At 59.6% G+C, this 26301-nt stretch carries 27 protein-coding genes and 1 pseudogene; 16 read left to right on the forward strand and 12 right to left on the reverse strand.

The genetic code is table 11. The features are described 5' to 3' along the window. The first annotated feature begins 8 nt into the window (after nucleotides 1–8). On the forward strand, nucleotides 9–821 hold the full coding sequence (gene dpgD / locus HF675_RS11710; RefSeq protein ID WP_187044648.1) for an enoyl-CoA-hydratase DpgD: 813 nt from the start codon (nucleotides 9–11) through the stop codon (nucleotides 819–821). 43 nt (nucleotides 822–864) lie between these two features. Here dpgD and HF675_RS11715 read toward each other — a convergent pair whose 3' ends face one another. Beyond that, nucleotides 865–2844 (reverse strand): sigma 54-interacting transcriptional regulator, encoded by a 1980-nt coding sequence (locus tag HF675_RS11715; protein ID WP_187044649.1) that lies wholly within the window; start codon nucleotides 2842–2844, stop codon nucleotides 865–867. Nucleotides 2845–3050: 206 nt separating this feature from the next. Between HF675_RS11715 and HF675_RS11720 the strand changes: the two genes are divergently transcribed. The 8 genes and pseudogenes from HF675_RS11720 to HF675_RS11760 all read left to right on the forward strand — a co-directional run bounded on the left by HF675_RS11720 (nucleotide 3051) and on the right by HF675_RS11760 (nucleotide 12003). Next, a complete protein-coding gene (locus HF675_RS11720; protein ID WP_105231231.1) occupies nucleotides 3051–4499 on the forward strand; it encodes a sugar porter family MFS transporter in 1449 nt (482 codons plus the stop codon). A 32-nt stretch (nucleotides 4500–4531) separates the two neighbouring features. Further along, nucleotides 4532–5539 carry a Gfo/Idh/MocA family oxidoreductase gene (locus tag HF675_RS11725; RefSeq protein ID WP_105231230.1) on the forward strand — a complete coding sequence of 336 codons (1008 nt, stop codon included), beginning with the start codon at nucleotides 4532–4534 and terminating at the stop codon, nucleotides 5537–5539. Between the two features lie 12 nt (nucleotides 5540–5551). Then, nucleotides 5552–6328: a TIM barrel protein gene (locus HF675_RS11730; RefSeq protein WP_187044650.1), complete on the forward strand. Its 777-nt coding sequence runs from the start codon at nucleotides 5552–5554 to the stop codon at nucleotides 6326–6328. A gap of 173 nt (nucleotides 6329–6501) precedes the next feature. After that, on the forward strand, nucleotides 6502–7485 hold the full coding sequence (locus HF675_RS11735; RefSeq protein ID WP_160031005.1) for an LLM class flavin-dependent oxidoreductase: 984 nt from the start codon (nucleotides 6502–6504) through the stop codon (nucleotides 7483–7485). 52 nt (nucleotides 7486–7537) lie between these two features. Then, a pseudogene (locus HF675_RS23805) lies at nucleotides 7538–9805 on the forward strand (NtaA/DmoA family FMN-dependent monooxygenase). A gap of 10 nt (nucleotides 9806–9815) precedes the next feature. Continuing rightward, entirely contained in the window at nucleotides 9816–10325 is a 510-nt protein-coding gene (locus HF675_RS11750) for a GNAT family N-acetyltransferase (protein WP_187044652.1), read from the forward strand. Nucleotides 10326–10334: 9 nt separating this feature from the next. Continuing rightward, a complete protein-coding gene (locus tag HF675_RS11755) occupies nucleotides 10335–11246 on the forward strand; it encodes an amino acid ABC transporter permease (protein WP_160031009.1) in 912 nt (303 codons plus the stop codon). Continuing rightward, entirely contained in the window at nucleotides 11230–12003 is a 774-nt protein-coding gene (locus tag HF675_RS11760) for an amino acid ABC transporter ATP-binding protein (RefSeq protein ID WP_187044729.1), read from the forward strand. The genes HF675_RS11755 and HF675_RS11760 overlap by 17 nt, the downstream gene beginning before the upstream one ends. A gap of 21 nt (nucleotides 12004–12024) precedes the next feature. On the opposite strand, the gene HF675_RS11765 is transcribed toward HF675_RS11760, so the two are convergent. Next, the gene (locus HF675_RS11765; RefSeq protein ID WP_187044653.1) at nucleotides 12025–12939 is read right to left on the reverse strand and encodes a LysR family transcriptional regulator; all 915 of its coding nucleotides are present in this window, start codon (nucleotides 12937–12939) and stop codon (nucleotides 12025–12027) included. A gap of 108 nt (nucleotides 12940–13047) precedes the next feature. Here HF675_RS11765 and HF675_RS11770 point away from each other — a divergent pair, with 108 nt between their 5' ends. Both HF675_RS11770 and HF675_RS11775 read left to right on the forward strand, forming a co-directional pair. Next, entirely contained in the window at nucleotides 13048–13488 is a 441-nt protein-coding gene (locus HF675_RS11770; RefSeq protein WP_105231227.1) for an ester cyclase, read from the forward strand. 80 nt (nucleotides 13489–13568) lie between these two features. Beyond that, on the forward strand, nucleotides 13569–14306 hold the full coding sequence (locus HF675_RS11775) for an SDR family oxidoreductase (RefSeq protein WP_105231226.1): 738 nt from the start codon (nucleotides 13569–13571) through the stop codon (nucleotides 14304–14306). A 29-nt stretch (nucleotides 14307–14335) separates the two neighbouring features. On the opposite strand, the gene HF675_RS11780 is transcribed toward HF675_RS11775, so the two are convergent. Continuing rightward, nucleotides 14336–14941, reverse strand: a complete 606-nt coding sequence (locus HF675_RS11780) for a hypothetical protein (protein WP_158684811.1) — start codon at nucleotides 14939–14941, stop codon at nucleotides 14336–14338. 142 nt (nucleotides 14942–15083) lie between these two features. On the opposite strand from HF675_RS11780, the gene HF675_RS11785 reads away from it, so the two are divergent. Then, nucleotides 15084–15938 carry an AraC family transcriptional regulator gene (locus HF675_RS11785; RefSeq protein ID WP_105231224.1) on the forward strand — a complete coding sequence of 285 codons (855 nt, stop codon included), beginning with the start codon at nucleotides 15084–15086 and terminating at the stop codon, nucleotides 15936–15938. 56 nt (nucleotides 15939–15994) lie between these two features. Continuing rightward, nucleotides 15995–16405, forward strand: coding sequence for a DUF2000 domain-containing protein (locus HF675_RS11790; protein WP_111737046.1), 411 nt, complete (start codon nucleotides 15995–15997; stop codon nucleotides 16403–16405). A gap of 94 nt (nucleotides 16406–16499) precedes the next feature. On the opposite strand, the gene HF675_RS11795 is transcribed toward HF675_RS11790, so the two are convergent. From HF675_RS11795 to HF675_RS11805, 3 genes are all read right to left on the reverse strand, one after another. Next, complete coding sequence (locus HF675_RS11795; protein ID WP_105231222.1) at nucleotides 16500–17300, reverse strand: MetQ/NlpA family ABC transporter substrate-binding protein; 801 nt, start codon at nucleotides 17298–17300, stop codon at nucleotides 16500–16502. A gap of 194 nt (nucleotides 17301–17494) precedes the next feature. Next, nucleotides 17495–17809 (reverse strand): hypothetical protein, encoded by a 315-nt coding sequence (locus HF675_RS11800; protein WP_187044654.1) that lies wholly within the window; start codon nucleotides 17807–17809, stop codon nucleotides 17495–17497. A 547-nt stretch (nucleotides 17810–18356) separates the two neighbouring features. After that, complete coding sequence (locus tag HF675_RS11805; protein ID WP_187044655.1) at nucleotides 18357–19250, reverse strand: alpha/beta fold hydrolase; 894 nt, start codon at nucleotides 19248–19250, stop codon at nucleotides 18357–18359. A gap of 85 nt (nucleotides 19251–19335) precedes the next feature. On the opposite strand from HF675_RS11805, the gene HF675_RS11810 reads away from it, so the two are divergent. Next, entirely contained in the window at nucleotides 19336–19701 is a 366-nt protein-coding gene (locus HF675_RS11810; RefSeq protein ID WP_105231220.1) for a MerR family transcriptional regulator, read from the forward strand. Here the strand turns inward: HF675_RS11810 and HF675_RS11815 are convergent. The 3 genes from HF675_RS11815 to HF675_RS11825 all read right to left on the reverse strand — a co-directional run bounded on the left by HF675_RS11815 (nucleotide 19698) and on the right by HF675_RS11825 (nucleotide 22466). Next, nucleotides 19698–20315, reverse strand: a complete 618-nt coding sequence (locus tag HF675_RS11815) for a GrpB family protein (protein ID WP_105231219.1) — start codon at nucleotides 20313–20315, stop codon at nucleotides 19698–19700. The two genes, HF675_RS11810 and HF675_RS11815, sit on opposite strands and share 4 nt — an antisense overlap. Before the next feature lie 83 nt (nucleotides 20316–20398). Beyond that, nucleotides 20399–21409, reverse strand: a complete 1011-nt coding sequence (gene gap, locus HF675_RS11820) for a type I glyceraldehyde-3-phosphate dehydrogenase (RefSeq protein WP_187044656.1) — start codon at nucleotides 21407–21409, stop codon at nucleotides 20399–20401. Nucleotides 21410–21488: 79 nt separating this feature from the next. Continuing rightward, a complete protein-coding gene (locus tag HF675_RS11825) occupies nucleotides 21489–22466 on the reverse strand; it encodes a GlxA family transcriptional regulator (protein WP_187044657.1) in 978 nt (325 codons plus the stop codon). Between the two features lie 285 nt (nucleotides 22467–22751). Here HF675_RS11825 and HF675_RS11830 point away from each other — a divergent pair, with 285 nt between their 5' ends. Together HF675_RS11830 and HF675_RS11835 are read left to right on the forward strand one after the other, a co-directional pair. Beyond that, nucleotides 22752–23585 carry an alpha/beta fold hydrolase gene (locus HF675_RS11830; RefSeq protein WP_187044658.1) on the forward strand — a complete coding sequence of 278 codons (834 nt, stop codon included), beginning with the start codon at nucleotides 22752–22754 and terminating at the stop codon, nucleotides 23583–23585. Between the two features lie 351 nt (nucleotides 23586–23936). Continuing rightward, nucleotides 23937–24374 carry a hypothetical protein gene (locus tag HF675_RS11835; RefSeq protein WP_187044659.1) on the forward strand — a complete coding sequence of 146 codons (438 nt, stop codon included), beginning with the start codon at nucleotides 23937–23939 and terminating at the stop codon, nucleotides 24372–24374. 134 nt (nucleotides 24375–24508) lie between these two features. Here HF675_RS11835 and HF675_RS11840 read toward each other — a convergent pair whose 3' ends face one another. From HF675_RS11840 to HF675_RS11850, 3 genes are all read right to left on the reverse strand, one after another. Further along, nucleotides 24509–24955: a hypothetical protein gene (locus HF675_RS11840; RefSeq protein WP_232251552.1), complete on the reverse strand. Its 447-nt coding sequence runs from the start codon at nucleotides 24953–24955 to the stop codon at nucleotides 24509–24511. 69 nt (nucleotides 24956–25024) lie between these two features. Further along, on the reverse strand, nucleotides 25025–25246 hold the full coding sequence (locus HF675_RS11845) for a hypothetical protein (protein WP_105231212.1): 222 nt from the start codon (nucleotides 25244–25246) through the stop codon (nucleotides 25025–25027). Nucleotides 25247–25382: 136 nt separating this feature from the next. Then, entirely contained in the window at nucleotides 25383–26216 is an 834-nt protein-coding gene (locus HF675_RS11850; protein ID WP_187044660.1) for an oxidoreductase, read from the reverse strand. Between the last annotated feature and the right edge of the window lie 85 nt (nucleotides 26217–26301).

Raw genomic sequence — 26301 nt, forward strand, 5'->3', positions numbered from 1 at the left:
GAGGCAATATGGCAGAACGAGACAATCTACCGCCGGCGGTGTTATACGAGAAAAGGGGGCATGTCGCCTATATCACCCTGAACCGCCCGGCCGTGCTTAACGCGATGAATCTTGACATGCACAGGCAGTTGCTGACGGTATGGGAAGATTTTAACCATGACGACGAATTGTGGGTGGCGGTGCTGGCCGGCTCGGGCGGCAAGTCCTTCTCCGTCGGTCAGGATTTGAAGGAACTGAAAACGCGCTACGCCGACGGCGAACCTTTTTCCAGCCTGGGCAGCGCCGGACGTCCAGGCTGGCCGCGACTGACCGAACGCACTGATATTTACAAGCCGATTATTGCGGTGGTGGAGGGGTACGCCTTTGGCGGCGGTTTTGAACTGGCGCTGGCCTGCGATTTGATTGTCGCCAGTGAAGCGTCAGTTTTCGCTCTGCCTGAAGCCAAGCTTGGTTTGATTCAGGGGGCGGGGGGCATTTTCCGTTTGACCCGGCAGATGCCGATGAAACTGGCCATGGAGATGCTGCTGACGGGCAAACAGATCTCGGCTCGTCAGGCGCAGGCGTTCGGCATTGTCAATCAGGTGGTCGACGGGGCGAAACTGGCGGATACGGTTGAACAACTGGTGAATGATATTCTGCGCTGCTCGCCGGCGGCGACGCGCGCGATTAAAAATATCGCCTACGACAGCGCCGATAAAAGCCTGCCGGAGGCTTTTCAGGCGCAGTATGCCGCAGAACAGCGGCGCTTGCACAGCCAGGACCTGCTTGAGGGGGTGGACGCCTTTCTGGAAAAAAGGCCGCCGGTTTGGTCGGGCACGTGAATATCGCCAGGCTATCTGCCGGCCCGGCGCGGCAACGACGGGGTTAACGCACCGCTTTGTCGCGCCGGTAGTCGTCGGCATCAATGCCATAGCGCTTGAGCTTGTTATACAACGCGCCGCGCGACAGGTTCAGCGCCAGCGCCACCTGGCGCAGGTTGCCGGCCTTTTCCGTCAGACACAGGATAATCAGATTTCTTTCACTTTCCTGCAGGCTGTGGCTACCGCTTATCGCGTGGCCGCGCGCCGCGCCGGCGGTTTGCAGAACATCCGGCAGATCCTGCTCGTCAATCACCCGGCTGTCCGTCAGGTTGAGGGTGCGCTCGACGATGTTCTCCAGTTCACGCACGTTGCCCGGCCAGCCGTAGGCTTCCAGCCGGCGCAAGGCGGCGGCGGTAAAGCGCGCCTTCTCTCGTCCCAGCGTCCGGCAGATCTGCTCGCAGAAGCCGTCCGCCAGTTCGCTGATGTCTTCTTTACGCTGACGCAGCGGCGGGATCTGCAGGTCGATAACATTCAGGCGGAACCAAAGGTCACGGCGGAAAGCGCCGCCGGCGACCTCTTTTTCCAGATCGCGGTGGCTGGCGGCAATGATGCGTACGTTGACCTTCAGCGGGCGGTTGCCGCCGATGCGCGTCACCTCGTTCTCCTGCAGCACGCGCAGCAGGCTGGCCTGCGCATCCAGCGGCATATCGCCGATCTCATCCAGAAACAGCGTGCCGCCGTCGGCCAGTTCAAATTTGCCCGCCGCGCCGCCGCGGCGTGAGCCGGTGAATGCGCCGTCTTCGTAGCCGAACAGCTCGCTCTGCACCAGATCGCGCGGGATTGCGCCGCAGTTGACCGCCAGAAAAGGGCCGTTACGCCGCGCGCTGCTATTGTGGATTGACTGGGCAAACAGCTCTTTCCCCGTGCCGCTTTCGCCGCCCAGCAGCACGGTGCTGTCGCTGCGGCTGGCGGTGCGCGCCCGGTTGCGTATCGCCTGCATGGCGGCCGACTGGCCGAGGATCATGTCGAAGTGGTAGCTGGCGCTGCTGCCGATTACCTTGTGGGTGATATCGCGGATGCGGCGGTTTTCCCGCAGTGAAATGACTTTACCGCCGTCCGGCGTACAGACGACGGAAATCAGGCAGGTGATGCGGCTGCCGCCGTCCGGGCAGAAAGTAATGCTGCGGTCTTTACAGGCGTTCAGCGTCTTCAGCGAGCAGGCTTCCGGCTGCAGAACGTTGTCGATATCCTGATTGTCCGCGCGTGGAGAGATGCCCAGCACCTGGCGGGCGTAGCTGTTGAGCTGGCGGATATTGCCCCGTTGCCCCAGGACGATCACCCCTTCATTGATAGATTCCAGCACCGATTGCTGCTCCTCGAGCAGCTGACGCAGCATCAGCTGCTGGGAAATCGCCTCTGCCGCCGCCTGCACGGTGCCCAGCGTATGGTAGTGGAAGTTGCCGGAGTTGGCGGTCAGCGTCAGCACGCCGATCGTCACGCCGTTTTCGTCCCTGACCGGCGCGGCGGCGCAGTGTTTATCACGTTGACGCAGGGCGCGTTTGTAATTCTCGCCGTTCAGCAGATACACCAGGCGGTTTTCGCTCAGGCAGCGACCGGTGCAGTTGGTGCCGGAAACGTCCTCGCTGAGCATACTGCCCACCGGCGTCAGATCCTGGCCGCAAAAGTAGAGCGTAATGCCGCTGGCGTCGGTGAGATTAATATGTCCGTTGGGATTATAAGCCAGCAGGTTGCGCATCACGCCGCGCGCGATGGCGATCAGCGGGGCGTTGTGCGCCAGTATCGTCTGCAGCCGTTTCTCTTCGCAAAACCGGTATTGAAAATGGTCGGGATCGATGCCGTTGCTGCGGCTGCGCGCCCAGGAGGCGTGCACGGCGGCGCGCACGCCGGACGGCGTCTCACCGCGCCAGAACACCCGCCAGGCTTGGTGCAATGCCTTGATATAACGGCTGAAAGCCTGCTCATTATTAAGCCTGGCAATCAACTCCCACTCCTCATCCCAGTACCGTTCCGGTGTGTAATCCATGGGTAGTGTCCGCAGATCATAAAGTGTTCAGTATAGAGACATGTGGCGTGAACATGTCTTGTTTGTGAACATAATGTGATCACGATCGTTTTTTATTTTTCCTTATAAAACAGTGCGTTAATTTTTGGCATGGCGGTTGCTAAGCAATATCGCTCTTACCGATAAGACCGATAAATCTAACAATAAAAACGTGGAGAGAAAGCGCCATGTCGCAACGCAAACACAACGTACCTTACATCCTGTTTATCTGCGCGATCGCCTCACTCAGCGGCGTGATCCTGGGCTATGACGCCTCGGTGATTTCGGGGGTGATCGACCCGCTGACCGAGCATCTGTCGCTGTCGCCGGCGGAGAGCGGCTGGGCGGTGTCCAATGTGATTCTGGGCTGCGTCATCGGCGCCTGGGGCGTCGGCTACCTGTCTGACCGCTGCGGGCGCAAAAGCACCCTGATCGTCACCGCCGTGCTGTTTATTATCTCCGCCGTCGGCTCGGCGCTGGCGCACGACCTGACCGACTTTGTTATCTACCGCATGATCGGCGGGCTGGCGGTTGGCATGGCCTCCGCCGTGACGCCGCTCTATATCGCCGAGGTCTCGCCCAAGGATCTGCGCGGGCGAATGCTGGGCATGCAGCAGATGCTGATGGTCGGCGGCCAGCTGACCGTCTATGTGGTGAATTTCCTGATCGCCAAGGGGATGCCTCATGAATGGCTGGTCGCCACCGGCTGGCGCTGGATGCTGGCGTCCGGTCTGGTGCCTTGCGCGCTGTTCCTGCTGCTGGCGTTCTTTATGCCGGAGTCGCCGCGCTGGTATGCCATGCGCGGCAAGCAGGACAAATCGTTGAAGGTGCTGGGTTCGCTGTCGAATCCGGAACACGGCCAGCGGCTGCACGGAGAGATTATGCGTTCGCTGGCGTCCGAGCAGGCGCAGGCAAGAAAAAAGCCGGGCATCCTGCAGGATAAAAAAGCCAGCTACATTCTCTGGATCGGCTGCGCGATTGCCGTGCTGCAGCAGGTTTCCGGCATCAATATTTTGCTCTATTTCGCGCCGTCGCTGTTGCAGAACGTGACCGGCAACACCCAGGACTCGCTGTTTCAGAGTATTTTCCTCGGCGCCGCGCTGCTGGCGGGCGTTGTTATTGCGCTGTTCGCCGTTGACCGCCTCGGCCGTCTTCCGTTGCTGCGCTGGGGCTCGTTAGGCTGCGCGCTGTTTCTGTTCTTCACCGCCTGGACGTTTATGCAGGAGATGAAAGGCTATCTGCCGATCGTCGGGCTGGTCGGCTTTGTGCTGGTGTTCGGCCTCTCCTGGAGTCTGGGCGCCTGGCTGCTGATCTCTGAAATTTTCCCCAACCGCATGCGCGCCGTGGCGATGGGCTTCGCATTTTGCTCCATGTGGGCGGCCAATTTTATCGTGACGCAAAGCTTTCCGATGATGAACCGCAGTCCTGCGCTGATGGCGCATTTCCACGGTGCATTTCCGCTGCTGTTGTGCGGCGGGTTCAGCCTGATCGCGTTTTGGTTTGTCGGGCGCTTCCTGCCTGAAACCAAGGGCGTCTCCCTGGAGCATATCGAACCGCTGATGCTGTCGAAATCCCGGCGCTTTGGCGGTGAACAGGCGGAGATCTCCGCTACACAGCCGGTTTCCCACACTAAATAGTCAGTACCTTACCGATAAAAAAGGAGAACGTTATGGCAGTTGCAAAGATGGTGCGCGTTGGTTTGATTGGCGCAGGACGGATGGGGAGTTTCCACGGCCAGACGCTGGCGCAGCGTATTCCGGGGGCGACGCTGGCGGCGGTGGCCGATCCGGTGCCGGGGGCGGCGGAGAAGCTGGCGGCGACGTTGGGGGCGGCACGCGCCTATACCGATCCGCAGGCGCTGTTTGACGATGGCGATATCGACGCGGTGGTCATCGCTTCGCCGGCCCGTACCCACGCCGAACTGGTGACGGCGGCGGCCCGGGCCGGGAAAAGCATCTTCTGCGAGAAGCCGATGGCGGTGACGCTGGAGGAGGCGGATGCGGCGATCGCGGCGGCGCAGCAGGCGGGCGTGGTGCTGCAGGTCGGCTTTAACCGCCGCTTTGCCAGCGGTTTTGCCGCCGCCTATCAGGAGATTAAGGCGGGCCATCTCGGCGTGCCGCAGCTGATGCGCTCCGTTACGCGCGATCCGGGGCTGGGCGATCCGACGCCGATCCCGCACTGGACGATTTTCCTGGAAACCCTGATCCACGACTTCGACATTCTGCTGCACCTCAACCCCGGCGCGAAACCGGTTGAAGTGTACGCGATGGCCGATGCGCTGGTGCGACCGGACTTTAAAGCGCGCGGCCTGCTGGATACCGCGGTGGTCAACATTCGTTTCGACAACGGCGCCATCGCTACCGCCGAGGCCAACTTCCAGGCGGTGTACGGCTACGATGTGCGCGGCGAGGTGTTCGGCAGCCAGGGCATGCTGCAGGCGGGCAATATCAATATCAACAACTGCGTGCGCTACAACGCGCAGGGAATATCCATCGATACCGCCCGCCGGGATACGGATCTGCTGCGCGATGCCTATATCGCGGAGCTAGGCGATTTTGTGCGCTGCGTGGCGACGGGGGATACGCCGCAGGCGACGGGGCAGGATGCGCGCAACGCGCTGGAAATCGCGCTGGCCTGCATTGCTTCCGTGCAACAGTCCAAACCGATCGTACTGTAAGGGAGAACGCGCATGTCAGACTTTACGCTTTCCGTCTGCGCCGAAATGGTGTTTCTCGATTTGCCGTTTATTGAGCGGGTGCGGCGCATTCATCAGCTGGGATTCGGCGTTGAAATCTGGGACTGGACGCAGAAAGACATCGAGGCGCTGGTGCAGACCGGCGCGCGCTTTACCTCGATGACCGGCTATATCAGCGGCAATCTGCATGACGAGGATGCCATTGGCCAACTGCTGGACAGCGCGCAGGAATCGCTGCAGGTGGCGCAGCGTCTGAATTGCCCGGTGCTGAACCTGCACGGCACCGGGCTGGATCACCGCGGACTGCCGGTCAGGCCGGTGGCGACGGCCAGCGGCGCGATGTGGCTGCAAGCCTATCAAACGCTGCAGTCGTTGGCCGTGCTGGGAGAGCGGGCGGGCCGCGTGTTTACGTTGGAGAACCTGAATACGGTGGTCGATCATCCCGGCACGCCGTTCGCCAGGGCGGATGAGACGCTGGCGCTGGTCAGCGCGGTGGACAGCCCCTTTGTGAAGATGAATCTCGATCTCTACCACGCGCAGATTGGCGAAGGGAACCTGTGCGAGCTGATTCGCCGCAGCGCCGCGCATATTGGTGAAATACAGGTGGCCGACGTGCCGGGCCGTTGTGAACCCGGCAGCGGGGAGATCAACTATCCGGCGATCGCCCGCACGCTGCGGGAGATTAACTATCAGGGCGTGGTGGCGCTGGAAGGATGGGCGTCCGGCGATCCGGAGCCGGCGCTGCAGGCGTTCCGCGCGGCATTTGCATAACCGGTGTTGGTATTCGGCGCCGGCGCGGCCTTCACGCCGGCGCTCTTTAACCCCTCACGGTTAGCAGGGAATACATTGCCGGATTTCGGCAATCCAAAGGTAAATTAATTGTTTTTCAGTAAGTAAATCGCCCTTTAATAATAACGACATGTTAAATCACATGAGATAACAACATGTCCTGGCGAATCAGCATTCTGGATAAAAGCCCCGTCGCGGAAAACGAAACCGCCGCCGAGGCGCTGGCGCGTACTTTACACCTGGCGCAGCAGGCGGAGGCCGCCGGTTTTCACCGCTTCTGGCTGGCCGAACATCATAACTCCCCCCAACTGGCGAGTCCGTCGCCGGAACTGCTTATCGCCTGGATCCTCGGTCAGACACAGCGCATCCGCGTGGGGTCCGGCGGCGTGATGCTGCAGCATTACAGCCCGTATAAAGTGGCGGAAAATTTCAACCTGCTGGCGTCACTTGCCCCGGGCCGCGTGGACCTTGGCGTGGGTAAAGCGCCCGGCGGTTTGCCGCTCTCCACGCGGGCGTTACAGCACGGGCTGAACCCACAGGATAAAGGCAGTTTTGCCGACCAACTGACGCAGCTGAACCGCTGGTTGTCGCCCGGGGCCGACGAACCGGTGCGCGCCACGCCGCTGCCGCCGCAGCCTGCGCAGGGCTTTTTGCTGGGGGCCAGTGTGGAAAGCGCATTACTGGCGGCGCGGCTGGACTGGCGCTTTGTCTTCGCCGCGCACCTGAACGGCGATACCGAATTGATGCGCACGGTGCTCGACGCCTGGCGGGCGCACAGCACCCGTGAAACTCTGGTTGCCGTTCAGGCGATTGTCGCGCCGACACAGGCCGAGGCGCAACGGCTGGCGCGTCACGTCGAGGTATGGGGCGTCGAGCTGGCGAACGGCCAGCGCGTCAGCGTGGCCAGTGAAGAGCAGGCCTATGCCTTTGCCCGTCAGGCGGGCAGTGAACCGTTGCGCATCGCCAGACGCGCCCAGTCGCTGCTGGCCGGTCAGGCGGATACGGTGCTGGCGCAGCTTGAGGCGCTGCATCAGCGCTGGGGCATTGATGAGTTCATTATTGACACGCCTATCGCCGACGGCGCGGCGCGCCTGCGCTCGCTACGGCTGCTGGCACAGGCCCGACAGGTGGCGGCATGACGTTAACCGGTCAGCGACAAGCGCTGCACTCACTTTAACCAAGGGGAAAACGATGTCCGTATTACGACAGCTGCGCCTGGGCACGATGCTGCATGGCGCATCCGGCAATATGTCCGCCTGGCGCCATCCGGCAGTGGCCGCCGACGCCAGCATCAATATTGATTTTGCCAAAGCCACGGCGCTGAAGGCGGAAGAGGGAAAATTCGATTTTCTGTTCGTCGCTGACGGGCTGTATATCAATGAAAAATCGGTCCCGCATTTTCTTAACCGTTTCGAGCCATTGACCGTGCTGTCGGCGCTGGCCGGCGTCACCCGGCACCTGGGGCTGGTCGGTACGCTTTCCACCTCCTACAGCGAGCCGTTTACCGCCGCGCGTCAGTTCGCCAGTCTGGATCACCTCAGCCACGGCCGCGCCGGTTGGAACGTGGTGACCTCGCCGCTGGAGGGATCGGCGAAAAACTTTTCCCGTAGTCAGCACCCGGAGCATGCGCTGCGCTATCGCATTGCCGACGAGTATCTTGAGGTGGTGAAAGGACTGTGGGACTCCTGGGAGGCGGACGCCTTTGTGCGTGACAAACAGAGCGGCCGCTTCTTTGATCCGCAAAAACTGCATAAGCTGAACCATCACGGTGATTTCTTTCAGGTGGCGGGGCCGTTAAATATCGGCCGCACGCCGCAGGGCCGGCCGATTATTTTCCAGGCGGGCGCCTCCGACGACGGTAAAAAACTGGCGGCGCGCCATGCCGACGCCATTTTTACCCACCATGACACGTTGGCCGACGCGCAGGCGTTTTACCGCGACGTGAAACAGCAGTTGGAACAGCATGGCCGCCGCGCCGAGGAACTGCATATCTTCCAGGGCGTCAGCGTGATTGTCGGCCACGACGCGCAGGATGTGGAGCAGCAGTACCAGACCACGGCGGCGCTGGTTTCACTGCCGGATGCGCTGAATTATCTGGGCCGCTACTTTGAGCATCATGATTTCAGCCGGTATCCGCTGGATGAGCCTTTCCCGGAACTGGGCGTACTGGGGCAGAACAGCTTTCGCAGCACCACCGACGCAATCAAACATCGTGCCCGTGAACGCGGTCTGACGCTGCGTCAGGTGGCGCTGGAGGCTGCCTCGCCGCGACCACGTTTTGCCGGCACGCCGGAGCAGGTGGCCGACGGGCTGCAGCACTGGTTTGAAGAATACGGCGCCGACGGCTTTATTATTCAGGGCGGCACGCCGGATACCTTCCCGCGCTTTGTGGATCAGGTAGTGCCGATCCTGCAGGAACGCGGCCTGTTCCGCCGAGAATATCCCGGCAATACGCTGCGCGCCAGCCTGGGGCTGGCGGAGCCGCGCAATCAGTTCACCTCACGATAAAAAATACAGAGAAACGCTATGCAGAAACCCTTGTTTATTCTGGCGTTGGCGCTGGCCGTTACGCCGGCCGTCCGGGCTGAGAACGTCACCATCAACGGCGCGGGCGTGAGCCTTGATGCCAACAAAACGCCGATCCACACGGCGAAAAACGCCGCCGCCGTCGCGCAACTGCCGCCGGGCTATCGCTTTGCCGTGCCGGGAAAATTTACCGTCGCCATTGCCGGACTGAATTCGCCGCCGCTGACGCTGTTCGCCGATGACAATAAAACGCTGCTCGGCAGCGAGGCGGATATCGCGCGGCTGGTCGCCGACAGCCTGGGGCTGGAACTCAATATTGTGCCCACCTCGTGGGAGGATTGGCCGCTCGGCGTCACCTCCGGCAAATATGACGCGGCGATCAGCAATATCACCGTCACCAAAGCGCGCAAGGCGAAGTTTGATTTCGCCACTTACCGCAAGGATTCGCTGGGTTTTTATGTGAAAACCTCCAGCCCGATTGCATCGCTGCAAAAGGCGGCGGATATCGCCGGGCGACGCATTATTGTCGGCTCCGGCACCAATCAGGAAGCGATCCTGCTGGCGTGGAACGCGCAAAACCTGCAGGCCGGGCTGAAGCCGTTTACGCCGATCTATACCAAAGACGATGCGGCGCAGACGCTGGCGCTGCAGTCCGGCCGCGCCGACGCCTGGTTTGGCCCCAACGTCACCGGCGCGTGGAAGGCGGCGCTGAGCGGTAAAACCCGCCTGGCGGGCAGCGTGGACGGCGGCTGGCCGAAAGCGGCGCATATCGCCGTGACGTTGAAAAAGGGCAGCGGCCTGGCGCTGCCGGTCCAGACCGCGCTGAACGGCGCGATCAACAACGGCGACTACGCCCGGGTGCTCAATCGCTGGGGGGAAGGCGTGGAGCGTATTACCGCCTCGGAAGTCAATCCCGCCGGGCTGGGTGATTAAGGAGGCCGTGATGAGCGAGCAATTTCGCGACGTATCGCCGGAGGACGCCGAACTGCAGCCGATTCTCGCCGGGCTGTTTGACGAATACGCCGCGCGTTATGACGACTACTTTTCCCGCCATGCGGAGGTCGAGTTGACCGAATGGTATCTGCCGCCGCAGGGGCTGTTTATCGCCCTGGAGCGCGACGGCGCGATTATCGCCACCGGCGCCTACAAGCCGTACGACGCGCAAACCGCCGAGATTAAACGCATCTGGACCGATAAGACGCTGCGTCAGCAGGGGCTGGCCGCCCGCGTGGTGCAGGAGCTGGAGCGCCGGGCGCGTCTGGCGGGCTACCGGCACATCTATCTGACCACCGGCTTTCGTCAGCCGGAGGCGGTGAAACTCTACCTGGGCCAGGGCTATACCCCGCAGTTTGACCCCGGCCGCGATCCGGAAGAGTACGCCCGGCCGCCGTTTGACGGCCGGCTGCGCTTTACCAAAACGCTGCTGCACGCCGCATTACGCCAAACTGCATGAGGAATGATAATGAAAAACGGTGAAACCATTAAAGTGGTGCCGGCGCGTTATCCGCTGCGCGCCGTCGGCGCCGCCGTCGCGCTCCTGCTGCTGGCGGCGGTGGTGCAGTCGGTAGCCTTTAACCCGCGCTGGGAATGGCGGGTGTTCGCCCGCTGGTTCTTCGACCCGGTGATTCTGCAGGGACTGGGGCAGACCCTGCTGCTGACCCTGCTTGGCACGCTGTTAAGCGTGATTTTCGGCGGTATTCTGGCGCTGGCGCGGCTCTCTTCTTCCTGGCTGCTCAGCACGCTGGCGTTCGGCTATATCTGGCTGTTCCGCTCGCTGCCGCTAATCGTGGTGCTGATCGTGCTGTATAACTTTTCCTACCTGTACGACACCTTATCGCTCGGCGTGCCCTTTACCGGCATCCGTTGGGGCAGTTTTGCCACTATTGACGTGCTGGGGCAGTTTTCCACCGCGGTGGTTGGCCTGACGCTGGTACAAAGCGCCTACAGCGCCGAGATTATCCGCGGCGGCTTTTTAGGCGTCGATCACGGCCAGTACGAAGCCGCCGCCGCGCTGGGGCTGCCGGCGTGGCGGCGCACCGTACGCATTATTCTGCCGCAGGCGCTGCGCACCATCCTGCCGGCCGGTTTCAACGAGATTATCAGCCTCGCCAAGGGCACGGCGATGGTATACGTGCTGGCGATGCCGGAGTTGTTCTACACCATCCAGATGATCTACAACCGTACGCAGGAGGTGATCCCGCTGCTGATGGTCGGCGCGGTCTGGTATCTGGTGATCACTACCGTGCTGTCGCTTATTCAGTATGCCGTTGAACGCGCGCTGGCCCGCAGCGAGCGCCGTTCGGCGGTCAATACCACACGCACCGCAGGCCGCGCACGCGCGGTCACCGCACAGGAGCCTGCCCATGTCAGCTGAAGGTCATATTTCCATTACCGGCGTCAGTAAATACTTCGGCCGGCATAAGGCGCTGGATGACGTGTCGCTGGAGATCCCGCCCGGATCCGTCACGGTGATCCTCGGGCCGTCCGGCTCCGGCAAATCGACGCTGCTGCGCGCCATCAACCACCTGGAGCGGGTGGATGAAGGATTTATCCAGATTGACGGCGACTATATTGGCTATCGGCGGCAGGGCGACAGACTGTATGAACTGAAGGAGAAAGCGATACTCAAACAGCGGATTAACGTCGGCTATGTATTCCAGAATTTCAATCTGTTCCCGCACCTGACCGTGCTGGAAAATCTGATTGAAGCGCCGGTGGCGCACAAACGGCTGAGCCGCAGGGCCGCCGTGGAGCAGGCGTATGCGCTGCTGGATGTGGTCGGACTGCGCGATAAGGCCGACGCCTGGTCGCGGCACCTTTCCGGCGGACAGCAGCAGCGCATTGCCATTGCCCGCGCGCTGGCGCTGCGTCCACGGGTCATATTGTTTGACGAGCCAACCTCGGCGCTGGATCCGGAACTGGTGGGTGAAGTGCTGGACGTGATTAAAAAGCTGGCGCGATCGGGCACCACGCTGGTGGTGGTGACCCATGAGATTGGCTTTGCCCGTGAGGTGGCCGATCAGGTGGTATTTATGGTGGACGGTAAAGTTGTCGAGCAGGGCAGCGGCGATGAACTGTTAAACCACCCGCGCCATCCGCGCACGCGTCAGTTTTTGTCGAAAGTACTGTAAGGGCATGGCGCCGGGGGACGGTCAGTCAATCTCCCGGCACACCGCGCCAATCATCTCTCTGAGCCAGCGATGTGCCGCATGCTCCTGCGTGCGTTGATGCCATAACAGGTGAAACTGAATCTTCGGCATCGGCAGCGGCGGCTCGGTGATGGTAAGCGCCTCGCGGCAGGCCGAGGTTGCCGCCACCCGGCGCAGCACCGTGCTGATATAGTGCGAACCGGGCAGCAGCGCCGGGATGGCGAACATGCTGGGCAGCGTCAGCGCCACCTGGCGGGTCAGCCCGCGTTCTCTGAGCATCTCATCCATCAGTCCGTAGCGGTTGCCTTCCGGCGACGCCAGGATGTGCTTCATCGCCAGAAAGCGTTGCAGCGTCATTTCGTCGCGCGCCGTCTCGTCGTCTTTTGCCGCCAGCGTGACAAACTCATCGCTCAGCAACGGAACGGATACGATCCGGCGCTGCGTCTTGGTGGGCGTTACGCTCAGGGCCGCGTCAATTTTACCGCTGTCCAGCAGCGCCACCGTTTCATCGCGGTCGGTAAAACTGCGGATGTGCAGCGTGCCGTTCGGCGCCAGCGCCGCAAATTTCTTACTCAGCGCCGGCAGCGCGATATGCAGCGGATACTCCGTCAGTCCCAGGGTAAAGCTGAGCGTTTGCGCCGCCGGATCGAATGCCTCGGCGGGGTGCATAATGCCGCGGATGCGCGCCAGCGCTTCGGCAACCGGCGGGGCGATGGCCTGCGCCTTGGCGGTCGGTTGCAGGCCTTCCGCACTGCGGATAAACAGCGGATCGTCGAACGCGCGCCGCAGACGCGCCAACGCCGCGCTCATCGCCGGCTGGCTGACGCCCGCCATCGCCGCCGCTTTGGTGACATTGCGTTCCGCCATCAGCGCGTCAAACGCCGCAAGGAGATTAAGATCGAACCCCTCAAAATTCATATTTTATATATTACTCTATACATGAAATTTGTTGGATTGATGATGGCACGGCGGTGAATACTGCGCAAGGCGGTGAGCTGCACCGCCGATAGCAAAAGGCTTCCAGGCATGACCGATACTGACGATCTGACCCAACGTTTACAAACCGAGCGCGCCGCCGTCGAGACGCTGTACCGCGCGTTTAATGATAAAGACCCGGAGCTGGTGCACCTGGCGGTTACCCGCGACTGGCAGGATATTCCGCTGGCGCCGGGACAGGGGCCGGGGCCTGACGGCTTCAAGCCGCTGCTGGCCGGATTTATCGCCGCGTTTCCCGATATCCGCATCACCATTCACGAGATGCTGCAGGAGCCGGGCAAAGCCGCCGTTCGCGCCGAAATTACCGGCACCCATCTGGGCGAATTTATGGGCATTGCGCCGAGCGGGCGCAGCATCAGCGTCAGGCTGCACGAGTTTCATACCCTGAACGGCGAGCGTGTAACCGCCACCTGGCACATGGAAGACTGGCTGGCGCTGTATCAGCAGCTCGGCCACGTGCCGCCGCTATAATTACTACTCGTGCCGGCGGCGCGGCCGTGCGCTGCTGATGACCAACCAACCCGGCGACCGTGCCGGACAGGAGAACACGTATGTCGGTGGAGAACAAAAGCGCCATTGTGACCGGCGCCAGTAAAGGCATAGGGCGCGATATCGCGCTCACGCTGGCCCGGGACGGTTTTGATATCGTGCTGGGTTTTGGCAGGGATCGCGCAGCGGCGCAGGCGGTGGCGGATGAGATCGCCGCGCTGGGCAGAAAAGCCGTCCTGGTGGCGGGAGACGTCGCCGAGCCGGACGTGGTAGCCAGCCTGTTCAGCGCCGCGCAGGCCACCTTTGGCCGGCTTGATACGGTGGTTATCAATGCCGGCATTATGCGCATGGCGCCGATTGCCAGCGCCAGTCTTGCGGACTTTGACGCCATGATGAACGTCAACGCCCGCAGCGCTTTTCTGATGATGGCGGCGGCCGGCGAGCAGTTGTCGGCGGGCGGCAGCATTATCGCGCTGTCTACCAGCGTGATTGCCAAATCGATGCCCGGCTATGGCCCTTATATCGCCTCGAAGCTTGCCGTGGAAGGGCTGGTCAGAGTGATGGCGAATGAGCTGCGCGGGCGGGATATTACCGTCAATGCGGTCGCGCCCGGGCCGACCGCCACCGAACTGTTTATGCACGGTAAGAGTCAGCAGCAAATTGACGCGCTGGCGCAGGCCGCGCCGCTGGAAAGACTGGGCGTGCCGCAGGACATCAGCGAGGTGGTGGCGTTTCTGGCCGGCGGACAGGGGCGCTGGATTAACGCGCAGGTGATCAGGGTCAACGGCGGTTTCGCCTGATCGCCTGCGCGACAGGACCCGGGCGGGGGTTAGTAGATCTGGGTCACCGCGCTGCGGGGGATATCGCCGTCCAGGTAGAACGCCTCGGACTCCCCATCACTTTGTAAATGCTCCAGCGCATTTCTGACCGTGCTCGGCGAGACTTTCTTCGCCGCCATCAGGCGGTCCGCATCGTCCAGCAGGATCTGCGCGGTGGTTTTAAAGCGACCGGAAAAGGCGCTGGCGTCGATTTGCACCACGGTGCGGCCGGTGGCAAAACGGCGCGCGGTCTGCAGCGAGCCGGACAGCGACAGCACGCCGCCGCTGCTGCCGCCGGTGCGCGAGGTGTGCTTGATAATATCCGCCAGATAGTCGTCGCCGCTCTTTTTATCCGATGCGTCGGAACGTTCCAGGCCGTAGGCGTCAATCTCGTCGCGATCGCCAAAATGGGCGCGATACAGCGTGTTAGGCAGCGGGTTGTTGCGGGCAAAATCCCGCAGCTCATGAATCGAGTTAAAGCCGGTTGGCTCCACGCTTCTGTCGTTCTGGTTGGCGCCGCGTTGCAGTAAATCCGCCACGGTGACGGGACGGGCGGTTTCTTGTTGCGGCGGTGGATTGACCCGGTTGCTGCTGAAGACGTTTTTGATCTGTGGCATTTTCACCTTGATGACTCCTGACTGAATACATAGCCATTGAGTGGCGGCAAAACGGCATGAGTTTCAATTTTTTTGTAACGCCCGGGGATGAACGTATGATAATTCTGACATCCATCCATACCGCTTCGGAGAACAGAATCCCATGGCGTCAACGCATAATGCGCCGCGCAGCGAAGACTGGCTTACCCTGCGGCGTGATGACGACACCGGTATCGAAAGCGTTCACGCTCATTTTCGCGGGCACGCTTACGATCCCCACGATCATGACGAGATGCTGGTCGGCGTTACCCAGCAGGGATTACAGCGCTTCAACTGTCACCGTTCGCTGCATACCAGCCGCCCCGGGCGCGCGATCCTGATAGAACCGGGTGCGGTGCACGATGGCCACGCGCCGCAGGATGAGGGCTTTACCTACGGCATGCTGTATCTGCCGCAGAGCTGGGTATCCGGCGTGATGCGGCGGCGCGGGCTGGGCGATGTGTCGACGTTGGAAGGGGCGTTCCGCCACACGCTGACCGACGATGCCCGGTTGAGTGCGGCGATCCAGCAGGCGTTCTGCGCCGTGCACCACAACGAAGGCCGGCTGGCGCGCGACCAGAGTCTGGACCGGCTGATCGATCTGCTGGCCCGCCATATCCAGGTGAGGCCCTCGTCGCTGAGCGATGAGTCGCAGGTGTTGATCCATCGCCTCAGGGAATACCTGCACGCACATATGGCCGACAATATCGGGCTGGACGAACTGGCCCGGCAGAGCGGCATCGATCGCTTTCGCCTGACTCGCCAGTTTAAAAAAGCTTTTGGCCTGTCGCCCCACGCCTATCTGGTGCGGCTGCGTCTGCGCGCCGCGCGTATGCGGCTGGCGCGGGGCGAGCCGCCGGCGCAGGTGGCGATGCAGGTGGGGTTTGCCGACCAGAGCCACCTGGGCCGCTGGTTCCAGCGCGCCTACCGGCTGTCGCCGCAGGCCTATCAGCGCCAGTGCACAAACGTTCTATACTGACGGACGGCCGATCTCCGATGATGCGTTTTTTAGCAACCAACGGAGTACCGGCAGTGATGTTTGATAGCAAAATCGCCTTTATCGTGCGTGACGATCTGGCCGCCTGGCAGCGGCTGAATGTGGTGGCTTTTCTGGCGACGGGGATTGCCGCAGCCGCTCCGGAGATACTGGGCGAGCGCTACGTGGACGCGCACGGCCGCCATTACGGCGCGATTTCCGGCCAGCCGATGCTGATTTTTGAGGCGGATATTGCCGGGCTGCAGACCAGCCACCGAAAAGGGCTGGAGCGTGAACTCACCCTGATCCCCTACGTGCACGCCATGTTTACCACCGGGCACGATGAAGCCAACCGTCAGGCGTTTTTGGCGGAGGATGCTGATAATCTGAATCTGGTCGGTCTGGCGCTGCTCGGGCCGAAGAAGGCGGTGGATAAGGCGATCAAGGGGTTGGCGCTGCACGGTGCCTGATTTTCAATACGCCGTGGTTTTTCCCGGTGAAGATCCGGGCAGAGGGCAAAGACGGCGGTATGGCCGCCGTCTTTTAGCTGGCCGAGGATGTTAATTACCAGCCTTTAATCGCGTCGCCTTTATACACTTCCATCGCCTTGTCGGCGACGGCCTGGGACTGGAAGGCGTCTTTCAGTTCCTGAATCTTCTTGCTGTCCTTATTATCTTCGCGCGCCACAATCGCGTTGACGTACGGCGAGTCTTTCTCTTCCATGAACAAGCCGTCGCGCACCGCAGACAGCCCGGCCTGGGCGGAGAAGTTGGTGTTGATAATCGAGATCGCCACGTTCGGATCGTCCAGCGTGCGCGCCAGCTGCGGCGTATCCACCTCAACAATCTTCAGGTTTTTCGGGTTGGCGGTGATATCCATTTTGCTCGGCAGGTAACCCACGCCGTCTTTCAGCGTAATCAGCCCCTGCGCCTGCAGCAGCAGCAGGCTGCGGCCCAGCGTGGTGACCTCGTTGGAGATGGTGATGGTGGCGCCGTCTTTTAACTCGCTGATATTTTTTATCTTGTGCGAGTAGGCGGCGATCGGGAACACAAAGGTTTTGCCGACGATGGCAAACTTATAGCCGCGCTCCTTCGACTGATCCTCCAGGTAAGGCAGCGTCTGGAAGGCGTTGGCGTCGACATCTTTATTGTTTAACGCTTCGTTAGGCAGCACGTAATCGTTAAAGGAGATAACGTCGACATCCAGATTATATTTGTCTTTTGCCACCTGCTGGACGACTTTCCAGATGGCTTCATCCGGGCCGGTATTGATCGCCACTTTAACGTTATGATCGTTATCCGGTGAACAGGCGGATAACAACACGGCGGACGTGGCGATTAACGCCGAAAACAGCAGTTTTTTCATCAACAATACTCTCCGGTATCAATTAGTTAACCGATACTATGATATTCATTATCCGGTGTATAGTTGTTTGCTGAAAATACCTCATTGGTCACTGCTGGCTCGTGGGGCAGGCGGAGGATAACGGTGTGAAATATTGCGGGGGAGGCGTTGGGCACAGGAAATGACAGTCACCCCTGTGCCTCTTTCTTCGGCGCTTAGCAGCCTTCAGGCAGTCCTTTTAACTGACAGAACGTCATCCCGGGGCCGTTTGACGACATTTTTTCAATACGCCCGCCAGGCCAGGATGCGTCATTATTGAATACGCCTTGCACCAATTGGTTGGCGGCATAACCGGATCCTGCCAGCGCCGCTCCAGCGATGGCACCGGGAATAGCGCCGATACCTCCGACGGCTGCACCAGCAAGACCTCCCGTTACGGCTCCGGCGGCGACGGTTCCGGCTAACTCGGCATAGCTAAAACCACCACCGCCGGCCACTGCGATTAATTCGATATTATTCAGCGTCTTCATAACCATTTCCTTATTTTCCGCTTTTATTTATTGTCCACCTTGCTTTCTTATTTTTGTAAATAACAAAGACATAACTCCTGAAAATATAAACGATAATATTATTGCGCTATCCGCTCTGAAGTGTTCTCCGAACAGAACGGCAAAGAAATAGATCGAAAAATAAAAAATTAAAAAAAACACTATCCAAGAGATAATTATTTTCATGATTCATAATCCATATAAATGATGTTTTATAAAAACATCTGCTAATTACCGGGCTCCTATCATTCTGAACTGAAAGGACATTTTTGGGTAAATGCGCCACAAATCCATTTGATAATGATAATTGTTATCCTTTATAAAGAAAAAGAATCGGCGATGATATGAATTCATCAGAAAAGCGTGATATATGCCGTAATTTTTTACCCTGATCAGGTTTTATCCTCGCGCTGTCTGTGACAAATTCCGCGAGTTGAATGTAAGAAAGCACGGAGAGTTTGCTATTTGGTTGAAATTGTCAGGCAACAACACCGCCGGCGACGGTGTTGTCAGTCGTACTTTTCATTGTTTAGCGCGCGGTATGCCGGGCGGCAAACGCCGCCAGCTGACGGTTGAAGCGCGGCGCCTCCTCAATAAACGGCGCGTGGCCGGAGTCGTCATAGATCTGGCTCTCAATGCGCGGGTTGACGCTTCGCGCTCTGGCCAGTGATGCCTGCGGATTGACCAGCGCATCATGCCGGCCATAGATAAACAGCAGCGGCGCACGGACGTTTTTCAGCCCCTGCTCAAGCGGGATCGTCATCGTCGGTACCGCACGCTGCATCGGCCAGGCGGCAAGCGCCGCATTGGCCAGCAGCCGTTCGAACGTTACCCGATCCGGCTGCTGATAAAAGCACAGGCGCAGAAAGGCGCGCTCGCCGTTCAGGTGGGTGCCGAGCCGCTCGGCGGTCATCGCGCTATAAACCTGCGGATGGGCGGGGATCAGGTCAGGGGTTAATTCCACCACGCCGTCGACATAGACGGCGCCGCTGATGTTGCTGTCGCCGTAGGCCGCCAGGTAGTTGGTGATCACCGCGCCGCCCAGCGACCAGCCGACCAGCAGCGGTCGCCGGGCCTGCGCGTTGTTGATGACGGCAGCCAGATCGTCCGCCCAGCGTTTGCCGTCGCGGTACGCCGCTTCCTGCTGCGGCTTGCCGGACAGACCGTGGCCGCGCAGATCAAAGGTGATGAGCCGGTAGCGCTGCAGCTGCGGGGCCTGTTGCTGCTGCGTCCAGTTCAGATGGCTCCCCAGCAGGCCGTGGATAAAGATAATCGGCGGGCCGGCGGGGTTGCCCGATTCCTGCACGGCGATCTGCACACCGTCGGGCGCGCTGACGGTGTAGTGTTTCTCTGCGGCGGGCAGGGTGGCGGAAACCAGCGCCAGCATCAGCGCCAGAATAAGGTGACGAAGGGATAACGGCATAAAAAGCTCCTGTCTCAATAACGATTCCCGGCTATGCTAAACCCTGACATTAATGTCAGGGTCAAGCGCTGATTCAGGGGGAGCAATGCAGTTATCAATCGGGGAGCTGGCGCAAAAAACCGGCGTCAGCGTACGGGCGATCCGTCATTACGACGCGCAGGGGCTGGTAACTTCAACGCGCGCCGAGAATGGTTACCGTTATTTTTCCGAACGGGCGGTCACTCAGGTACGCCAGATTCGGCGGCTGATTGGCATCGGGTTCAGCATTGCGGAGATCCGTGCGTTTCCGGACTGCATGCTGTTGGTAGAAGGCGCCGCGTTTTGTCCGGAAACGCAGGCGGTGCAGTATCAACGCCTGGCGGATATCGAACGGCAGATTGACGAACTGGAGCAGCGGCGGGCACGGCTGATGGCGACGCTGGCCAGCGCGCTGCCGGGGAATAACGCTTAATTCGCGCCGTTAGCCAGTGCGGCGAAAATTTTTGCGTAAATCTGCCGCACGGTCTCCTGCTTGTTGCGGTTGTAATCGGTCATGGTGTTTACGCCTTGCTTTGCGCGCCGTTTACTGGCGGCGTACAGCTGCCGATCTTCAGGATGCGCGATCAGCCAGTCGCGGAACAGCCGGTGACGCAAATGCTCGGGGCTGCCGGCGGCAAAAACGTGCAGATTGATCTGCGGCGCGTCCAGCCGCAGCATCCGGTGCTGATACCATGACGGCTCGCGCACGGTATGGGTATAGCCTAATGCGGTCAGCGGCGGTATGTAGCCCGCTTCATCCGCCGGGTCGGCCACCAGCAGATCGATATCGATAATCGGCTTGGCCGCCAGCGCCGGCACCGCGGTGGATCCCACATGCTCAATATGCAGCGCGTATGACCCCAACGTGCGCTCAAGCCGCACCTTTTCCTGTGCGAAGCGCTGCGGCCAAGACGGGTCATAGTCGACGACGTCGATCTCCTCCACCCGTGGTTTGCCGGCAACCCAGGGGTTTTCATCAGGATCGCCGTCGGCGAAGGTCATCACGGCGACGCGTTCGGCGGGGGTGAGGGGAAATGGCGCTGGCATAATGACTCCGTTATCGAAAGAGACAAAAAAACACCGCCGTCGGCGGTGTCGTCAGTATAGCCTTGAACCTTGCGCAAAGGGACTTATAAGCCGCGTTTTTCCATCAGCAGCGCCAGATCGATCAGGCGGTTGGAGAAGCCCCATTCGTTATCATACCAGGCGAGGATTTTCACCATCTTGCCGCCAATCACCAGCGTCGACAGCCCGTCAATAATTGAAGAACGCGGATCGCCGCGGTAGTCGCTCGATACCAGCGGCTCATCGCTGTAGCCCAGAATGCCCTGCAGCGGGCCGGATGCGGCGGCGCTGCGGAACGCGTCATTAATTTCTTCAGCCGTCGCCTCGCGCTGCAGGTTGACCGTTAAATCGACGATGGACACTACCGGTACCGGAACACGCAGCGAATAGCCGGTCATCCGGCCGTCCAGTTCGGGGATCACTTTGCCGATCGCCTTGGCGGCGCCGCTGGAGTACGGCACGATGGAAACGGCGGCGGCCCGTGCGCCGCGCAGATCTTTTTCCGGCTGGTCGTGCAGCGCCTGGCTGTTGGTATAGGCGTGGGTGGTGTTCATCAGGCCATGTTCAATGCCGAATGCCTGATGCAGCACCTGGGCGGCAGGCGCCAGACCATTGGTGGTGCAACTGCCGTTGCTGACCACCTGATGCCGCGCCGGATCGTACTGCGCGTCATTGACGCCCATCACGATGGTGATGTCGTCATCCTTGCCCGGGGCGGAAATAATCACGCGTTTGGCGCCGCCGTGGGTGATATGCGCCATCGCTTTGGCTTTCTCGGTGAATAAGCCGGTGGCTTCGATAACCACGTCCACCCCGGCGCTGCGCCAGGGGATCGCCGCCGGATCCCGTTCTGAAAACACGCGGATCGTCCGGCCATCAACCTTCAGCTGACCTTCACCGGCCTCGACCTCCGCCGCGAATGTGCCGGCCAGTGAATCATATTTCAGCAGATGGGCCAGGGTGCGGCTGTCGGTGAGATCGTTAACCGCCACGATCTGAAAATCTGTCCGTCCAAGCGCGGCGCGCAACACGTTACGTCCAATCCTGCCGAAGCCGTTGATGCCTACGTTGACCATGATGAACTCCTTCGTTATCGGTGTCTGTCATCAATGTAGTGCGGCGCAGTTTTGGCGTAAATGACAATAAACAATCAATTCAGGACAGGTGTCGTGCGCAAAAGCGCTGCCGGTACTCCGTCGGCGTCAGCTGCAGGTTTCTCTCGAACACCCGGCGCAGATTGAGGCCGCTGCCGAAACCGGTGTCCACGGCGATCTGCTCAATGCCCTGCGTCGTTTGCTCCAGCCGCTGTCTGGCGGCGTTCAGGCGTACTTCTTCCACGTATCTGGCCGGCGTGACGCCGGTGGTGCGGGTAAACACCCGGGTGAAATTGCGTGGGCTCATGGCGACGCGTTCCGCAAGCTGGGTGACGGAGAGCGGTTGCGTGAGGTTCTCCGCCAGCCAGGTCTGCAGCTGACAGATAGGGCCGTCACCGGCCTGGTGCAGCAGGTAACGGCTGAACTGCGCCTGTCCGCCGGGACGCCGCAGGAACATCACCAAATCCTGCGCCACATCCCGCGCCAGGCTGAAACCGTGATCTTCTTCAACCAGCGCCAGGGTCAGGTCGAAGCCGGAACTGACGCCGGCCGAGGTCCAGATATTGCCGTCCTGCACATAGATCGGCCCTCTGTCGACCGTTACCTGCGGAAACTCCGCCTGCAGACGTTCCAGCAGCCGCCAGTGGGTCGTGGCGTGACGGCCGTTCAGCAAGCCGGCCTGCGCCAGCAGCAGCGCACCGCCGCAGATTGAGGCGATCCGGCGGGCGTGGTGCACCGCCTGCTGCAGCCAGTGCACCACGCTCAGGTTCTCGGCGTCGGACTGGCCCTTATTGGCGACCATCACGGTGTCGTAAGGATGCGTAGGGTCAAGATCGCACAGCCGCCGATCGGCCAGCAGATTCAGGCCTGAGACGCCGTGCACCACCCGGTGCGACTGGGTGGTGGCCACCATTACCCGATAGGGGGCGCCGGGGGCATCCTGCGGCAGCAGGCGGTTGGCCTGCGTCAGAATATCGGCGACGCCCGCCGCCTCAAACAGCATGCCCCCGTCGGGGACGATAATCAGAAAATCATGCATGGCGGATAAAGTCTTATTGATATGAATAGAGACAAGTTTAAGGCCTGCGCGGGGGGCGTGCCAGTCCTGATGTAACCGGCAGGGTCATCCCCGCTTGTGATGCTGGGCAGAGCTTCTGCCCGTCACACGGTATTGATTAAAAATGGCGCATTGATCAATCAAAACGATAGAAAATAGCGTCGTGATGAATGCCCGTACCACCACTATCCTTAAACAGAGCCGCTGCCGGCATAACCGTGCAGTCGGCGAAGTGAGTTCACACCATAAACCTGAGGGAGAAATGCAATGGGATTTGTCACAACGAAAGACGGCGTCGAGATTTTCTACAAAGACTGGGGCCCGAAGGATGCACAGGTTATCTTTTTCCACCACGGCTGGCCGTTGAGTTCAGATGACTGGGATGCGCAGATGCTGTTTTTCCTGGCGCACGGCTACCGCGTCGTTGCTCACGATCGCCGTGGGCATGGGCGTTCCAGCCAGGTTTGGGACGGACACGATATGGACCACTATGCCGATGACGTGGCGGCGGTGGTTGATCACCTCGGTATTCAAAAAGCGGTGCACGTCGGCCACTCAACCGGCGGCGGCGAGGTGGCGCACTATATTGCCCGCCACGGTGACAGCCGCGTCGCCAAGGCGGTGCTGATCAGCGCAGTGCCGCCGCTGATGGTGAAAACCGACGCCAACCCCGGCGGCCTGCCCAAATCGGTGTTCGATGATATGCAGGCGCAGCTGGCCGCCAACCGGGCGCAATTTTATCATGACGTGCCGGCGGGGCCGTTCTACGGCTACAACCGTCCCGGCGCGCAGCCTTCCGAAGGCATCATCAGAAACTGGTGGCGTCAGGGTATGATGGGCAGCGCCAAGGCGCACTATGACGGCATTGTCGCCTTTTCACAGACCGACTTCAGCGACGATCTGCGTAGCATCACCATTCCGGTGCTGGTGATGCACGGCGACGACGATCAGATTGTGCCTTATGACAATTCCGGTCCGCTGTCGGCCAAGCTGTTGCCCAACGGCACGCTGAAAACCTATCACGGTTTCCCGCATGGCATGCCGACCACCGAGGCAGAGACGATCAACGCCGATCTGCTGGCATTTGTCCAGAACGGTTAATCCGCTTGCCTGAGCCGGGGGAAACCCCGGCTTTTTTATTGCGGGTCAGGATTGCGAGCGCATGTTTCTCGAACCGTTCGCCAGCAGGGCGACGGTTTTTAGGAGAGGAAATAAATGCCTCCAAGGCGATTTAATTTAAGCATTACTGACCAGATGATTTTTTATTATTTCCCTTTGTGATTCTCATCATATCTTTAGATATTCATTGGGTTATATTTTTTGTTTGTTACAGAGCGGGTGTAATCTTGAATTTATTATTCATCAGGTAATGATGTGTTGCTATACGTATTACAAAAACAAATGGATTAAATTATTATGGAGTCAGCAATGATAAGGGGGAGATACGGCACAATGGTAAAGCGTTTGTTTCTCATACTCCCCATGATTATTGCTCTGCATACAGCGTTTGCCGCTAATATCCCGCCCAGAAAAATCACCGAGGTGAAGGTGAAGGTGAATGAAATGGGGAAAAGTGAGGATGAGTCGAAAAATGTGACGGAAGGATGCCGGGCATTTAAAATCTCAGCCAATGAGGTAAAGGATTTTTTCTCAGGTTCATATCCGGTCCCTTTAATGTTCAATACGCATGAGCGTTATTCTCCCTGTTATGCTAAAGGAACGATTGCGTTTAGCGACAATACGCGTGGAAAATGGAAAATAGCCTCCAGTGGCGGAGGGACGCTATTATGGGATACCGGTGATGTAGTTACCTTATTTTATAATGACTATAAATGGTCAGATCCGTTTGAAGGTACGTATCATTCTGATGATGGCAAAGATTATGAATGAAAATATCGTCGCCGTTCCAATACTTCGTCTCCAAAAGTTAGTCGGACAAACGCCGCCGGCGAGGTGGCGCTGCGCGAAACGGCCAGAGCGGCGATAGGGAAATTACCGTTCTGGCGCTGAGTAACGGATACTGCCTACTTAATCACAATGCCCTTAAAGAAACATTGCGTTAATGTCCCCGGTACGTGCAGGCCATGTGCCCATTGGGTTACCGTGCGTTTTTCTTTTGCTTCCACCATCCCGCCCCAGACATCAATAAATTTATTGTCGTTAAAGAAAAACACGCCGGGATCGGAGATCTCCGTGGATGCAAAAACGGCCAGCCATTTATCTTCGGCCAGCACCTCGGTGATGTCGATGGTTGCCAACTTTACTTTCTCGGTTAACGCGCTTTGGACCAATTCCTGATAAACATGCCTGTTGTCTGCATTAATCGTGGTTTTCAGCGGTGCGCAACCGTCAGCGGCGCTGGCCAGGTCGGTAAATAAGAAGAGCGGGAGGGTAAACGCCAGTGCTGTTGTTCTCATTTGCGGGTCTCGCGTTGTTTGGTGGCCTGGAGTATAAAAAGTGGAGTCAGGCATAGCGAAAAACACCTCCGCCACCTGCTGAAAACGTGCTGCCCACAGGGTTGGCTGGCAGCGCCTGAAGGGCTATTTTTTCTTTCTCGCCTCCCGGTCCAAGGCGCGCTGTTCATCGGCATCTTCGAGTTCATCCTGCCGCATCAGGCAATTGGCATACGCCTCGGTTCCCCGGGTAAAACCATAGCCGTCACAGACTTTTTGGTGATTTTCCAGCGTGATCGCATCAAGTTCGTCACTGAGCCCGCATCCGGATAAAAGTACTACTGCCGCCGTAAACAATACCGTTCGCATGTGATTCCCCGCGTTTAAAAGACAACCTGTCCTTGAGACGTTTGCGTTTAATCATAGGTAAGGCTTTACCGTTGCGCCAACCCTGGTCGCGATTGCGCATACGGACGAGCGCTGCGCGGGGAATCAGAGCGCTGCGTCAGCCGTCAGTTGAGCGACTGGCCGCTTCCCAGGCATCGATCTCGGTGATCATCCGCTGCAGCTTGTCCCTGACCAGCGTTACGGCATCACTCCCCAACAGCAGCGACGTCGGGGGCGCGGGGCTGTCAAGTAACTGCAAAATGGCACTGGCCGCCTTAACCGGATCGCCGGGCTGATGGCCGCTGCGCTTCATGCGCGTCTCACGGATGGGAGCGAAGCTGCGGTCGTAATCGCTGATGCTGCGTGCCGCACGCACCATGGAACGCCCGGCCCAATCGGTGCGGAAAGATCCCGGTTGAACGGCCGTCACGGCAATATTAAATGGCTTCAGCTCCTGCGTTAACGTTTCTGAAATACCCTGCAGAGCGAACTTGCTGCCGCAGTAGTAACTGATGCCGGGCATGGTGATAAATCCGCCCATTGAGGTGATGTTAAGAATATGGCCCGCACGTCGTGCGCGGAAATAGGGCAGAAACGCTTTAATCAGCGCGACGGCGCCAAAGACGTTGACGTTAAACTGCTGGATCATGTCATCCATGGGTGACTCTTCCATCACGCCTTCATGGCCATAACCGGCGTTATTGACCAGCACATCGACGGCGCCAATGTCCTGCTCTACGGCGTCAACCAGCGGCGGAATGGCGCTGAAGTCCGTAACGTCCAGGATCCTGCCGAAACACCGGCCAGGCGACAGCGCTTCGAACGCTTCTTTAGCCTGTTCATTTCTTAACGTGCCGACGACCCGGTGCCCGGCCTGCAGCGCCTGTTCCGCCAGCGCGCGGCCAAACCCGCTGCTGACGCCGGTGATAAACAATAACTTTGCTGATGTCATCAGGTATTCCCTCCGTTATGTAGAGCCGCCAGCATACGGCGGGGGAAGCGTTGCGCGTAGCCCGGATCCTCTCGGTGTTTTGCCT

It is taken from the genome of Serratia sp. JUb9, assembly GCF_014298095.1.
GTDB classification, from domain to species: Bacteria; Pseudomonadota; Gammaproteobacteria; order Enterobacterales; family Enterobacteriaceae; genus Serratia_B; species Serratia_B rhizosphaerae.